Consider the following 13,157-nt stretch of genomic DNA (forward strand, 5'->3'; position numbering starts at 1 on the left):
AGCCATGCTCGGCAAGGGTCTTCCCGGTAAAGCCCCTGCCGAGCATGGCTCGGCACTACAGATCGGGTCTTCCCGGTAAAGTCCCTGCCGAGCATGGCTCGGCACTACAGATCGGGCCTTCCCGGTAAAGCCCCTGCCGAGCATGGCTCGGCACTACAGATCAGGCCTTCCCGGTAAGGCCCCTGCCGAGCATGGCTCGGCACTACGGATCGGGCCTTCCTGGTAAAGCCTCTGCCGAGCATGGCTCGGCACTACAGGTGGAGCTTCAGGCCTTCAGCTTTAGCCCCTCTCCCGTGTACGGGAGAGGGGTTGGGTGAGGGCGGCTTTTCGCTGGTAAAGCCCCTGCCGAGCATGGCCCGGCACTACAGGTTTGGCCTCAGGCCTTCATGCTGCCGGTGTCGATGTAGCGCTGATGCCAGGACAGGGCTTCCGGCAACAGGTGCGGCGTGTGCTTGCCGTAGCTGTCACGGCAGGCGCGATCGAAGTAGTCGTTGAGCTGGTCGCGATAATCCGGATGTGCGCAGTTGTCGATCACCTGGCGCGCACGTGCACGCGGCGGCAGGCCGCGCAGATCGGCCAGGCCCTGCTCGGTGACGATGATCGAGACATCGTGCTCGGTGTGGTCCACATGGCTGACCATCGGCACGATCGCCGAGATCGAGCCGCCCTTGGCCATCGACGGGCTCAGGAAGGTGGACAGGAAGCCGTTGCGGGTGAAGTCACCGGAACCACCGATGCCGTTCATGATGCGGCTGCCCATCACGTGGGTGGAATTGACGTTGCCGTACAGGTCGACCTCGATCATGCCGTTCATGCCGATGCAGCCGAGGCGGCGTACCAGTTCCGGATGGTTGGAGATCTCCTGCGTGCGCATGATGATGCGCTCGCGGTAGAACTTGATGTTGCGCTTGAACTCTTCGTTCGCCTCCGGGCTCAACGCGAAGCCGGTGCATGAGGCGTACTCGAGCACGCCGGACTTGAGCAGGTCCAGCATGCCGTCCTGGATCACCTCGGTGAACGAGGTGAGCCCGCGCAGGCCGCTTTCAGCAAGACCCGCCAGCACCGCATTCGGGATATTGCCCACACCCGACTGCAATGGCAGCAGGTTGGCCGGCAGGCGGCCCTTGGCGACTTCGTGCTTGAGGAATTCGATCAGGTAGCCGGCGATCTGGCGGCTGTCTTCATCGATCGGCTTGAACGGGCTGTTGCGGTCCGGCCCATTGGTGCGCACCACGGCCACGATCTTGTCCGGGTCCACGTCCAGCGTGGTCTGGCCGATGCGATCGTTGGCGTGGATCAACGGGATCGGCTTGCGGTGCGGCGGCAACGCAGTGCCGTAGTAGATGTCGTGCATGCCCTCGATGTCCGCGGGCTGCCACTCGTTGACCTCGATGATCACCTTCTTGGCCAGGTCCAGCCAGGTCTTGTTGTTGCCGACCGAGGTGGAGGGCACCAGCGAACCGTCTTCGCGGATAGCCGAAACCTCGACGACCGCGGTATCGATCTCACCGTAGAAGCCAAACCACACGTGCTGGGCAACGTGGGAAAGATGGATGTCGATGTAGTCCAGCGTGCCTTCGTTGATGCGCTTGCGCGCATCCGGATCGGTCTGGAACGGCATGCGCATGGCGATGGCGTCGGCCTTGGCCAGCGCGCCATCCAGTTCCGGAGCGGTCGAAGCGCCCGTCATCAGCTTGATCTTGAACGGCTGGCCGGCGGCGTGAACCTCTTCAATGCGCTGCGCCAGCGCCAGCGGTACCGCCTTGGGATAGCCGGAACCGGTGAAGCCACTCATGGCCACGGTTTCGCCGGGCTGGATGAAGGCCGCGGCTTGTTCGGCGGAAACGATGCGGTCGCGCAGGCGCGGGTCCAGGATGCGTTCGACAGACATGACGACTACGGTTTGTTGGGGGGATGCCTGATTATCGCCCTTCGGCGTGAACAGGGGGGTTGGACCTTCGTGGAATGGTCTTTACGGCGCCAGTGCTCTTGTACTCCCCAGTATTGTTTTGCACTGCAGCGTGCAAGTTGTTTGCGCACCCGGCAGGATCGCCCTGCATCCCGACGTGGGGGAGGGAGCAAGGCCCGCTGACAGTTCGCTGTCAGCGGGCTTTTTTATCGCCTGATCGGCGGAGATGGCGACTTCTGCGCCGCAGATGCAGAATCGCGGGATGAATCAAATCGCCCCTGCAGCACCTGAATCCATTCAGCCAGTAATCGAACGTGCCTTGGCCCGGCTCAAGCTGGCCGCTTCCGATCCGGCGCAATGGCCGCAATCAGAGGCCTTCGAGGCTGGTTTGCGGCAGCTGGCGGTTACCAGCGATTTCGCCATCGATACCTTGTGCCGGCAGCCGGAGCTGCTGCAATTGCTGGCTGCGGCCGATCCAGCGCCGCTACCGCTGCCCGAGCTGGACCCGCTGCAGCCCACCGCCTGGCCGACCCAGCTGCGGCGCTACCGCGCTGCGGCCTCGACCCGGTTGATCTGGCGCGACCTGCTAGAACTCGATGACGTCGATGCCACCCTGGCGGGCGCCACCCGCCTGGCCGAGGAATGCCTGCAGCTGGGCCTGGAGGCGCTGGAGCAGGAGTTCGCCAGCCGCCACGGCGTGGTTCGCGACGCCGATGGCAGCGCGCAGCGGCTGGTGGTGTTCGGGCTGGGCAAGCTGGGCGGCGGCGAGCTGAACTTCTCCTCCGATATCGATCTGGTCTACGCCTACCCGCATAACGGCGAGTCCGACGGCGCGCGTCCGCTGGCTGCCGAAGAGTATTTCGCGCGGCTCGGCCAGCGGCTGGCGCGGCTGCTGGACGAAACCACCGCCGAAGGCTTCAGTCACCGCGTCGACCTGCGCCTGCGCCCGTTCGGCACCGCAGGTCGGGTTGCCCTGTCGTTCGCCGGCATGGATCAGTACTTCCAGCGCGAAGGCCGTGACTGGGAGCGCTATGCATGGATCAAGGCGCGCGCGGTGGCCGGCGACATCGCCGCTGGCGAGGCCTGGCTGGAGACGCTGCGGCCCTTCGTCTACCGCCGCTACCTCGACTTCACCGCACTCGATGGACTGCGCGAGATGAAGGCGGCGATCACCGCCGAAGTCGCGCGCAAGGACCGGCTGGACGACATCAAACGCGGCCCGGGCGGTATCCGCGAGATCGAATTTCTTGCGCAGGCACTGCAGCTGATCCGTGGCGGCCGCGAGCCGGCGCTGCGCGAGCGACGCCTGCTGCCAGCGCTGCGCGCGCTGGTCGAAGGCGGGCAGATGGCCGCCAGCGATGGCGATGACCTGATCCAGGCCTACCGCTTCCTGCGCCGCGTCGAGAACCGCTTGCAGATGCTGCGCGACGCGCAGACCCATTGCCTGCCAAACGATGCGCTGGATCGCAGCCGTGTCGCCTTCGGCCTGGGCTATGCGGATTGGGATGCCTTGCTTGCGGCGCTGAACGAGCAGCGCGAACGCGTCAGTGTTGAATTCGGTGCATTGCTTGCGCCGCGCCAAGGGCAGGCGGCACCGGATGTGTTGTCCAGCTATTGGCGGGTGTTGCCCGGCGGCGGCAGCGCCGAAGTGCTGGCCGAGGCCGGCTTTGCCGACGCCAATGGCGCCGATCAATCGCTGCGCGAGTTTGCCCAGTCGCTGGGGGTGAAGTCACTGTCCGACAATGCGCGTGCGCGTCTGGATCGGGTGCTGCCGGCGCTGCTGCATGCGGCTACCCGTTCGCCGCAGCCCGACGCGGCGCTGCGGCGCGTGCTCGGCCTGCTGCAGGCCATCCTGCGCCGCACCAGCTATCTGGCGCTGCTGGACGAGCAGCCCAGCGCCTTGACCCGATTGGTCAACGTGCTGGCACGCAGCGCGTTGTTGTCCGAGCGGCTGGTGGCGTTCCCGCTGCTGCTGGACGAGTTGCTGGATACCCGCGTCGCTGGGCCGATGCCGGAGGCGCAGGAAATGCAGGACGCCTGCGCCGCTGCCTTGCAGATCGATGACCCGGAAGCGGCACTGCGTGCACTCAACGAAGTGCGGCTTGCGCTGAGCTTCCGCATGGCCTTGGCCTTCCACGATGGCCGCCAGCGTGCGGTGGACTGCACGCAGCAACTGGCGCAGCTGGCCGACGCGGTGGTGGTGACCGTGCTGCAGATGGCGCATGCGGACATGCTGCAGGCGCATGGTGAAGTGCCGGGCGGACGCTTTGCGATCATCGGTTACGGCAGCCTGGGGGGCGTCGAGCTGGGCTTTGGTTCGGACCTGGATCTGGTGTTCCTGTACGACAGCCCGGCTGGCAGCGAAGGCAGCGACGGCCCGCGTCCCTTGGACAGCGGCCGCTGGTTCGCGCGTCTGGCGCAGAAGGTGATGGCCCTGCTCGGCGCCGTGACCGCCGCCGGCCGCCTGTATGACATCGACGTGCGCCTGCGCCCGGACGGCGGCAAGGGTGCGCTGGTGTCCTCGTTGGCCAGCTACACCGAGTACCAGCGCGAGCGCGCCTGGACCTGGGAGCACCAGGCGCTGGTACGCGCGCGTGGCGTGGCCGGTGATGCATCGCTGTTGTCCGACTTCGAACGGGTACGCGCTGACACCCTGGGCCGTGCGCGTGAGCACGAGACCTTGTTCGGCGATGTGCTGAAGATGCGTGCACGCATGCGCGCTGAACTGGACCGCAGCGATGCCGGGCGGCTGGACCTGAAGCAGGGCGCAGGCGGTCTGGTCGACCTGGAGTTCGTGCTGCAGACCGGCGTGCTGTCGCAGGCACAGCACACGCCGTCGCTCTGCGGTCCGAGGGAGACCCCGTTGCTGATCTCCGCGCTGGCCGCTGCAGGCTGGTTGCCGGCTGCGACGGCCGAAGCCCTGCACGAGGCGCACGCCACACTGCTTGATGCGGGCCTGAGCTGCACCCTGGACCGGCGCCCGCGTATTGCCATCCCGACGCCCGAGATCGAAGCGGCGTGTGCGGCGATCAGTGCCGCAGCAATCGCGCAGGGCCTGCCGTTCGAGCCGGGCAAGCGCGCGGAGTGATGTTGGGAAGCAGCCCGGGTTGGTACCGGGCTGCAGCGATCAGCGCGGAGTGCCGCGCAGCGGCGCCATCTTCCACAGCAGCGCGCGGAACGGTGCCAGCAGGCACACGCCGATGGCCAGCTTCACCGCCAGATCGCCTGCGGCCCAGCTGACCCACGGCAACTGCGAGCCGGCAAACGCGATCGACCAGAAGATCGCGGTATCCACGCTGGCGCTGCAGGTGGTGGCCACCATCGGTGCGCGCCACCAGTTGCCGGCACGCAGCCGGTCGAACACGGTGATGTCCAGCAGCTGGGCAACGATGAAGGCCGAGCACGAGGCCACCGCGATGCGCGGCGTGGCGATCCACACCGACAACACCACCGCCACCGCGAAGCCGGCCCAGGCCACACGGCGCGCCGCCTGCGGGCCAAAGCGGCGATTGATCAGATTGCTGACCAGGAAGGCGATCGGGTAGCTGAAGGCGCCCCAGGTGAGCCAGTCATTGATCGGGTACTGCACCAGCACATTCGAGCCCAGCACCACGGCACCCATTGCCAGCACGGCCAGCAATAGTGAGGTTGGGGTCAGCGGAGCGAAGCGGATGGATGGATGTGAGGACATGAACGGACACAGGCAGCGCCGCCAGGCACTGCATCGATAGAAGAGGGGAAGGGCCGTGCCCGGGAGGGCAGGTCAGTGGGCATTGTAGCTGGTGTGGCCGAGACGGATGTCAAGGCAGCAGGAGTGCACATTGCCAGCAATCAAGCAGACTGAGCCCCTCTCCCGCGCGGCGGGAGAGGGGTTGGGGTGAGGGCGGCTTTTGCTTGTGCCGCTGGCTTTGCTTGCGTTTGAGCTACAAAAGATCAAAGCCAAAGCCCCCTCATCCGCCCCCCGCCTTCGCGTGGGCAGGCTCTTCGGGCACCTCGCTTCGCGCCCCGGCCCCGCGTAGCACGCGGTGCGTACGAACAGTCACGAGCCTTTGGCTCGTAAACGCCTGTTCTTAACCCCGCAAGCGGGAGAAGGGTGTAATCAGGCATTTCCGCGATCTGAAAGCACCAGCACTGCAGCCTCAAAGCCTCCCGCTATGACTCACCGACGCCGCTTCAATCGCCGGCACAAAGGTCAGCACGGCGCCATCTTCCGCACGCACCATCCAACCCGCACCCTGCGGGCTCGGCGTGAACGCAACGGTCTGCCCGAGCACGAAGTTCCCGGCCGGATTGTCCTCGCGCTGCGGCCAATGCAGCGATGCGGTGTTGGCCGCATCCAAAGGATCAGCCAGCGCCACGCTGCGGCCGCCATCGGCGTCCTGGGTGATCGCCTCGACCTTCATGTCCGGCAGTGGACCGGCGCTGACGCGGCGCGCCTGGCGCTCGTCGGCGGCGGTGGAAGACTTGTCAGCAACCGATGCCACCAGCAGCAACGGTGCGGACACCAGCATCGATGCGCCGGCGGAAGTCACCAGCGTGGAGACCTCGGAGCGGTTGAGGTCGGCGCCAGCGTGGGCGGGTGCAATCACCAACATGGCGCTGATGGCTGCGGCGCAGGCCAACTGGCAAAACATGGATTTCATACGGTGTTCCTCGAGTACAGCGAATGGGGAATCAAAGCGTGCGGGTGCGGCTCTCATCCACCGCTTCGATGGTTGGCACGAACGCCAATGCAGCGCCCTCCGGGTTGCGCAGCATCCAACCGGCGCCCTGCGGGCTCGGCTGGAAGGCAATCTTCGCGCCCACGGTGAAACCCGCAGCCGGGTCATCCTCGCGCTTCGGCCACTGCAGGGTTGCACGGTTTTCCGCATTGGCCGGATCTTCCAGGGTGACGCGACGGCCGCCATCGGCCGCGGTCTCGATCGACTTCACTTCCAGATCCGGCAGCGGTCCGGCGCTGATGCGGCGTTTCTCCTCGCGGCGCTCACGCGACTCCCTGGACATGTCAGCTGCGCCGCGCACACCGGCCGCGGACAGGAAGATCGGCCCGGATACCACCATCACCACGCTGGAACCAGTCACCAGCACGGAAGCTTGTGAGCCGTTGATTTCACCTGCGCGGACTTCACCCGTGGTGAGGCCGAGGCTGACGACAATGGCAAAGGCGAGGGCACCGCTCTTGATCAGGTGTTTCATGGTGTGGCTTCCTGCTGAGGTGTGGGAGCTTGCGTGTTGCTGCCGGCCACCGCCGGCACGGGTATCTGATGGGCGACGGCGAGTTCGCGCTGCAGCGCGCCACTGCGGTGCAGGAAGTCGAACACCGACTCCACCGTCACCACCGAGTAATTGCCGGAAATGCGTTCGCTGGCGGGGTGGTCGGTGACCGCCACGTTGTCGGCAAGGAAGCGCGCGCCCAGCCGCTTGCCGATGCCGATGTGCATGCGTGATGGCGTATAGCCTTTCTGCTTGAGCCAGGCCAGGGCGCTGGCGCGGTCAGCGAGGGGCGCATCGCCTGCGGCCTGCGCCATTGCGGCCGCGGCGACTTCCAGTATCCATTGGTTGGAGTTCTGGTATTCGCTGCTGCCGGGATAGGCCAGCATGCTGTAGCGCGGCTCATGCAGCGCACGTGCCTGTGGCGCTGCACCGGCGAGCAATGTCTTCAGTGCGGCGCGGACTTCCGGCGTGGGAATGCCAACCCGCAGGTCGGTGGTGATCGAGCTCTCGCCGACCAGGTTGACCAGGCCCTCGCGGTACAGGTCCGAGCTGTCGCTCTTGCAGCGGTTGAGCAGGTGCACCACGTCCCAGCTGCCGCTGTCGTTGCGGACCAGGAAGGCCAGATGGCTGTGGCGCAACCCGTACTTGCTCAGGTCCTGCCCGCCGCGCGCTGCAATGGCTACATCCACGTCGGGCATTGCGTCGAGCGTATCGGCGGTGACCGCGGCCATGTCGAACATGGCGGCAATCGTGGTCGGCGGCGGGTAACGCGGACTGCACGCCGGTTGCGCGAATGCCGGGGCGGCGAGGGTGGCCAGGCTCAGTGAGACTGCCAGCAATAGTGTGGTGCGGGGTTTCATCGGCGCGCATCCTTGCATGGTGCTTGGGAAATATTCGTTAGGAACCTGCGCAGGCGCGCGCTTGCTGGCCGCCTTTGCCAGGTTTTTCGTTCAAGGCTGCTTCCATTGCGCATGCAGCAGGCCGGAAACCGCGAAACAGGCCGGCGCATCCTTGTTGGACAGCACGATCACCGTCTCGCCGGTTGCCGGGTAATGGCGCACGTCGGTGCAGACACCGTCCGTGCTGCCGCCATGGCCCCAGCGGAAGTCGCGGGCCGGCACGTCCTTGCCGTAGCCGGTGGCAAAAAAGCCCAGTCCCATGAACTCGCGCTGGGTCTGGGTGGCCTGTTCAAACAGTGCTGCTGGCAGCAGCTTGCCGGCATTCAAGGCCCGCACGAAGCGGAACATGTCACGCGCGCTGCCCACTTCGCCGCCGGCGGGCAGGCCGCGCCTGGGTTGGGTGGCGCAGTTGCGCACGCGCTTGCCATCCACGTCCACATAGGCCCGTGCCAGATCGGCGGCGGGGTCGTCGCAGGCCACGAAGCCGGTATCCTGCATGCCGGCCGGTTGCAGCACGTGCTGGCGGATGTAGCTCTCGAAGTCCTGCCCGGAGAGCACTTCCAGCATCCGCCCCAGTACCAGGTAGCCAAAGTTGCCGTACTTCTGCGCGCTGCCAGGGGCGAACTCCGGTGCACGCCCGGCATGCAGCGCGACCATGTCCTGCAGGCTGTGCAGGCGCGCGCGATCAGCACTGTGTTCGGCGCCAAACAATTCATCGATATCCCCCGCACCGGCGCTATGTGTCAGCAGCTGGCGCACGCTCACCTCATTGGCGAACGGGCGGTTGGGGTAGTCCTTGAGCACCTCACCGACCTTGCTGTCCAGGCTGAGGCGACCGGCGGCGATCTGCTGCAGGATCGCCACGCTGGTGAACATCTTGCCGGCCGAGGCCAGGTTGAAGCGATCACTCACCTGCAGCGGTGTTTCCTGCTGCTCATCGCGCGCGCCGTAGGCTTTCTCGAATACCACCTCATCGCCGCTGGCGATCAACACCGTCCCCGAGAACTGCCCGGCGGCCTGCAGCCCCAGTGCAAAGCCATCCAGCTGTGCCAGCGCTTCAGCGCTGGGCGGCTGCGCGGCAGTGGCAATCCAGGGCACCGCAACGAGCAGCAACGGGGCAAAACGCAGCAGGGCAGGCGTGGCAGCTGGATGCTTCAGTGGTTTGCGCATGGTCGGGCCCTGGTTGGGAATGGCCAGAACATACCATCGCCCATTACTGCCGGCAGTCGGCAAGCCGGGCCTTGGCAGCGGATAATGGGGCCATGTCGCCTACCAAATCCCCCGTGCGTGCCATCGTCTGGATGCTGGCCGCCGTCGCTTTCTTCTCCTGCATGGACGCTGGCATGAAGATGCTGTCCAGCAGTTATCCGACCTTGCAGGTCACCATGCTGCGTGGTGCCGCCTCGTTGCCGTTCGTCCTTGTATGGGTGCTTGCCACTGCCGGTCCGCGCTCGATCATCCCGGTGCGCTGGGGCCTGCATCTGCTGCGCGGCGTGCTCGGCATGGTGATGATCGGCTGCTTCGTCTATGCGCTGCGCACCTTGTCGCTGTCGACCGCCTACACCATCTACTTCGTCGCGCCCTTGCTGGTGGCGGCACTGTCGGTGCCCTTGCTGGGTGAGCATGTGGGGCCGCGCCGTTGGGTCGCCATCGGCATCGGCCTGATCGGCGTGCTGGTTGTGCTGCGGCCGGGCGTGGATGGTTTCATCTCGTTCCCGGGTCTGATGGTGCTGCTGGCGGCGACCGCCTATGCGATTGCTGCAGTGACGGTCAGCCTGTTGACGCGTACGGATACGCCGCAATCGATGGTGGTCTGGTTCCTGCTGATCATGGCGATCGGTGCCGGTTTGCTGGCCTTGCCGCAGTGGCAGCCGCTGCAGTGGAAGCACGCCGCGCTGATTGCCGGCATGGGCCTGGCGGGGGCGCTGGGCCAGATCGCACTGACCCGCGCGTTCCAGCTGGGCCAGGCCTCGATGATCGCACCGCTGGAATACACCGGCCTGGTCTGGGTGATCGGCTGGGACGTGCTGCTCTGGCAGAAGCTGCCTGACCGTTGGACCTGGATCGGCGCCGGCATCATCGTCGCCAGTGGCCTGTACCTGCTGCACCGTGAACGCGTGCAGCGGGCGCAGCGGCCGGATCAGATTGATCATCCCTGAAAGCCAACCCCTCCCCAGTCCTCCCCCTTGGCTTCGCCAAAGGGAGGGGAAGAACTGTAGGAGCGGTGTCAGCCGCGAAGCTGGTGATGCCATATGAACAGGTATTGCCGCGATCTGGTGGTCCATCTGCTTCGCGGCTGACGCCGCTCCTACAGTAGGTAGCCTCCCCCAGCACAGCCCCGATCGGTTTCACTTAGAACCAAAAGGAATAAGATTCCGGTTTGCGGCACGCGCGCCGAGGGCCCAGCGCTGCTAGGCTGCACGCCCCCTTCTCATGCCCCCCGGTTGCCCTGGCAGTGATCGAGTTCCAGCACCTGCAGAAAGCTTATGCCGTCGACGGCCGCGCGATCACCGCGCTGCATCCGCTCGACCTGAAGATCCAGGCCGGCGAAGTGTTCGGCATCATCGGCCACTCCGGTGCCGGCAAATCGACCCTGATCCGCCTGATCAACCGCTTGGAAGAGCCCAGCGGTGGGCGTGTGCTGATCGACGGCCAGGATGCCACGGCACTCGACGCTGATGGCCTGCGCACACTGCGCCGGCGCATCGGCATGATCTTCCAGCACTTCAACCTGCTGTCGGCGCGTACCGTCGCCGCCAACGTGGCCTTTCCGCTGGAACTGGCCGGCACGCCCAAGGCCGAGATCGACGCCCGCGTGGCCGAGCTGCTGCGCATGGTCGGGCTGGAAGAACATGCGGCCAAGTATCCGTCGCAGCTGTCCGGCGGGCAGAAGCAGCGTGTCGGCATTGCCCGCGCGCTGGCCACACGCCCGCAGATCCTGCTGTGCGACGAGGCCACCAGCGCGCTGGACCCGCAGACCACCGCCTCGGTGCTGGCGCTGCTGGGCAAGATCAACCGCGAGCTTGGCCTGACCATCGTGCTGATCACCCACGAAATGGATGTGATCCGCCGCGTCTGTGACCGTGTTGCGGTGCTCGATGCCGGTCACATGGTGGAGATGGGCCCGGTTTCCGAGGTGTTCCTGCATCCCAGGCACACGACCACGCGCCGTTTCGTGTCCGAGTCCGAACATGTGGACGAAGGCGAGCAGCTGCGTGATTTCGCTGCCGTCGGTGGCCGCATCGTGCGCCTGACCTTCCTTGGCGAGGGCACTTACGAACCCCTGTTGGGGCGCATCGCCCGTGATACCGGGGTGGACTACAACATCCTTACCGGCCGCATCGACCGCATCAAGGACACGCCCTACGGCCAGCTGACCGTAGCCTTGGTTGGCGGTGACCAGAATGCCGCGCAGGCGGCCTTCGTCGCCGCCGGTGTGCATGTCGAGGAGCTGCGCCGATGATCATTGCAACTGCCACCGAAGGCTTCTTCCGCCATCTGGACGCGGGCAAGTGGGCCGACATCGGCCAGGCCACGATCGACACCTTGCTGATGCTGGCCGGCTCGTTGCCGCTGACGTTGGCGATTGGTTTGCCGCTGGGCGTGCTGCTGTTCCTGACCGGCTCGCCGCAGCTGCACCGCAAGCCGGTGGTTTACGGCATCACCGCGTTGTTGGTGAATCTGCTGCGCTCGGTGCCCTTCATCATCCTGATGATCGTGTTGATTCCGGTGACGCTGGCGATGATGGGCACCTCCCTGGGCGTGCGTGGCGCCATCCTGCCGTTGGTCGTTGGTGCTGCGCCGTTCTACGCGCGTCTGGTTGAAACGGCCCTGCGTGAAGTCGATCGTGGCGTGATCGAAGCCAGCCAGGCGATGGGTGCGACCACCAGACAGCTGGTCTTCAAGGTGCTGCTGCCGGAAGCGCGGCCGGGCCTGATTGCTGGCGCCACCGTCACCACCATCGCCTTGATCGGTTTCACCGCGATGGGCGGTGCGATCGGCTCCGGCGGCCTGGGCGACCTGGCCTTCCGTGACGGCTACCAGCGTTCGCACACCGACGTGGCCCTGGTCACCGTCGTCTTGCTGCTGGTGCTGGTGCAGCTGCTGCAGATGCTCGGCGATCGTCTGGTTACGCATTACAGCCGCAAGTAATGGAATGACCGCAGGCCGGCACGCAGCGTGCCGGCCTGTTAGCGTATGTCCACACCATCCTTCCCCACGGGATCTGTTACCGATGAAAAAGCTGCTCACCTTTCCCCTGATTGCCGCCGTGCTGGCCCTGTCGGCCTGCGGCAAGCCTGCCGCCGATGAGTCCAAGCTGGTGGTTGCTGCCACCGCCGTGCCGCACGCCGAGATCCTGGAAGTGGTCAAGCCGCTGCTGGAAAAGGAAGGCGTCAAGCTCGACGTGCGTGTGTTCAACGATTACGTGCAGCCCAACGACCAGCTGGTCCAGAAGCAGGTGGACGCCAATTACTTCCAGACCGAGCCTTACCTCACGGCCTACAACCTGGACCGCAAGACGGATCTGGTCACCGTCACCGGCGTGCACATCGAACCGTTCGGTGCCTATTCGCGTCGTTTCAAGTCGCTGGCCGAACTGCCCAACGGTGCCGACGTGGTGATCCCGAATGACCCCAGCAACAACAGCCGCGCGCTGATCCTGCTGGACACTGCGGGCGTCATCAAGCTCAAGGACCCGAGCAACGCCCTGTCCACCCAGCGTGACATCACCGAGAACCCGAAGCAGCTCAAGTTCCGCGAGCTGGACTCGGCGATGCTGCCGCGCGTGCTCGACCAGGTCGACCTGGCCCTGATCAACACCAACTACGCGCTGGACGCCGGCCTGAATCCGACCAAGGACGCACTGGCGATCGAGAGCAGCGATTCGCCGTACGTGAACTTCCTGGTCGCGCGCCCGGACAACAAGGACGACGCCCGCGTGCAGAAGCTGGCCAAGGCCCTGACCAGCCCGGAAGTGAAGGCCTTCATCGAGCAGAAGTACAAGGGCGCGGTACTGCCGGCGTTCTAAGCCGCACCGTTGTAGTGCCGAGCCATGCTCGGCAGAGGACTTACCGGCATTCCCGACCAGTAGTGCCGAGCCATGCTCGGCAGAGGCTTTACCAAGGTCCCAAACC

11 protein-coding genes are annotated in these 13,157 nt (G+C 65.7%); 5 read left to right on the forward strand and 6 right to left on the reverse strand.

The window, feature by feature from the left end; translation table 11 throughout:
• Positions 1 to 376: 376 nt before the first annotated feature.
• Positions 377 to 1,891: an acetyl-CoA hydrolase/transferase family protein gene (locus tag ACVOLI_RS18635; RefSeq protein ID WP_282271362.1), complete on the reverse strand. Its 1,515-nt coding sequence runs from the start codon at positions 1,889 to 1,891 to the stop codon at positions 377 to 379.
• A gap of 280 nt (positions 1,892 to 2,171) precedes the next feature.
• Between ACVOLI_RS18635 and glnE the strand changes: the two genes are divergently transcribed.
• Positions 2,172 to 4,997 carry a bifunctional [glutamate--ammonia ligase]-adenylyl-L-tyrosine phosphorylase/[glutamate--ammonia-ligase] adenylyltransferase gene (gene glnE / locus ACVOLI_RS18640; protein WP_481615522.1) on the forward strand — a complete coding sequence of 942 codons (2,826 nt, stop codon included), beginning with the start codon at positions 2,172 to 2,174 and terminating at the stop codon, positions 4,995 to 4,997.
• Between the two features lie 39 nt (positions 4,998 to 5,036).
• On the opposite strand, the gene ACVOLI_RS18645 is transcribed toward glnE, so the two are convergent.
• From ACVOLI_RS18645 to ACVOLI_RS18665, 5 genes are all read right to left on the reverse strand, one after another.
• Entirely contained in the window at positions 5,037 to 5,600 is a 564-nt protein-coding gene (locus tag ACVOLI_RS18645) for a queuosine precursor transporter (RefSeq protein ID WP_481615523.1), read from the reverse strand.
• 448 nt (positions 5,601 to 6,048) lie between these two features.
• The gene (locus ACVOLI_RS18650; RefSeq protein WP_481615524.1) at positions 6,049 to 6,552 is read right to left on the reverse strand and encodes a hypothetical protein; all 504 of its coding nucleotides are present in this window, start codon (positions 6,550 to 6,552) and stop codon (positions 6,049 to 6,051) included.
• Positions 6,553 to 6,583: 31 nt separating this feature from the next.
• On the reverse strand, positions 6,584 to 7,105 hold the full coding sequence (locus ACVOLI_RS18655; RefSeq protein ID WP_296251096.1) for a hypothetical protein: 522 nt from the start codon (positions 7,103 to 7,105) through the stop codon (positions 6,584 to 6,586).
• Complete coding sequence (locus tag ACVOLI_RS18660; protein WP_481615525.1) at positions 7,102 to 7,983, reverse strand: DUF2145 domain-containing protein; 882 nt, start codon at positions 7,981 to 7,983, stop codon at positions 7,102 to 7,104. The genes ACVOLI_RS18655 and ACVOLI_RS18660 overlap by 4 nt, the downstream gene beginning before the upstream one ends.
• A 90-nt stretch (positions 7,984 to 8,073) precedes the next feature.
• Complete coding sequence (locus ACVOLI_RS18665) at positions 8,074 to 9,192, reverse strand: serine hydrolase domain-containing protein (RefSeq protein WP_481615526.1); 1,119 nt, start codon at positions 9,190 to 9,192, stop codon at positions 8,074 to 8,076.
• Between the two features lie 92 nt (positions 9,193 to 9,284).
• On the opposite strand from ACVOLI_RS18665, the gene ACVOLI_RS18670 reads away from it, so the two are divergent.
• From ACVOLI_RS18670 to ACVOLI_RS18685, 4 genes are all read left to right on the forward strand, one after another.
• Entirely contained in the window at positions 9,285 to 10,181 is an 897-nt protein-coding gene (locus ACVOLI_RS18670; protein WP_481615527.1) for a DMT family transporter, read from the forward strand.
• Positions 10,182 to 10,477: 296 nt separating this feature from the next.
• Complete coding sequence (locus tag ACVOLI_RS18675) at positions 10,478 to 11,485, forward strand: methionine ABC transporter ATP-binding protein (RefSeq protein WP_296251105.1); 1,008 nt, start codon at positions 10,478 to 10,480, stop codon at positions 11,483 to 11,485.
• Positions 11,482 to 12,174, forward strand: a complete 693-nt coding sequence (locus tag ACVOLI_RS18680) for a methionine ABC transporter permease (RefSeq protein ID WP_481615528.1) — start codon at positions 11,482 to 11,484, stop codon at positions 12,172 to 12,174. The genes ACVOLI_RS18675 and ACVOLI_RS18680 overlap by 4 nt, the downstream gene beginning before the upstream one ends.
• Positions 12,175 to 12,256: 82 nt before the next feature.
• Entirely contained in the window at positions 12,257 to 13,051 is a 795-nt protein-coding gene (locus ACVOLI_RS18685; RefSeq protein WP_481615529.1) for a MetQ/NlpA family ABC transporter substrate-binding protein, read from the forward strand.
• The last annotated feature ends 106 nt before the right edge of the window (positions 13,052 to 13,157 follow it).

This window comes from Stenotrophomonas sp. STEN029 (genome assembly GCF_056760015.1).

Coding starts and splice junctions, on each gene's coding strand:
- ACVOLI_RS18660 (WP_481615525.1), bottom strand. CDS start 7,983: ATGAAACCCCGCACCACACTATTGCTGGCAGTCTCACTGAGCCTGGCC.
- ACVOLI_RS18685 (WP_481615529.1), top strand. CDS start 12,257: ATGAAAAAGCTGCTCACCTTTCCCCTGATTGCCGCCGTGCTGGCCCTG.
- ACVOLI_RS18650 (WP_481615524.1), bottom strand. CDS start 6,552: ATGAAATCCATGTTTTGCCAGTTGGCCTGCGCCGCAGCCATCAGCGCC.
- glnE (WP_481615522.1), top strand. CDS start 2,172: ATGAATCAAATCGCCCCTGCAGCACCTGAATCCATTCAGCCAGTAATC.
- ACVOLI_RS18680 (WP_481615528.1), top strand. CDS start 11,482: ATGATCATTGCAACTGCCACCGAAGGCTTCTTCCGCCATCTGGACGCG.
- ACVOLI_RS18635 (WP_282271362.1), bottom strand. CDS start 1,891: ATGTCTGTCGAACGCATCCTGGACCCGCGCCTGCGCGACCGCATCGTT.
- ACVOLI_RS18670 (WP_481615527.1), top strand. CDS start 9,285: ATGTCGCCTACCAAATCCCCCGTGCGTGCCATCGTCTGGATGCTGGCC.
- ACVOLI_RS18665 (WP_481615526.1), bottom strand. CDS start 9,192: ATGCGCAAACCACTGAAGCATCCAGCTGCCACGCCTGCCCTGCTGCGT.
- ACVOLI_RS18655 (WP_296251096.1), bottom strand. CDS start 7,105: ATGAAACACCTGATCAAGAGCGGTGCCCTCGCCTTTGCCATTGTCGTC.
- ACVOLI_RS18645 (WP_481615523.1), bottom strand. CDS start 5,600: ATGTCCTCACATCCATCCATCCGCTTCGCTCCGCTGACCCCAACCTCA.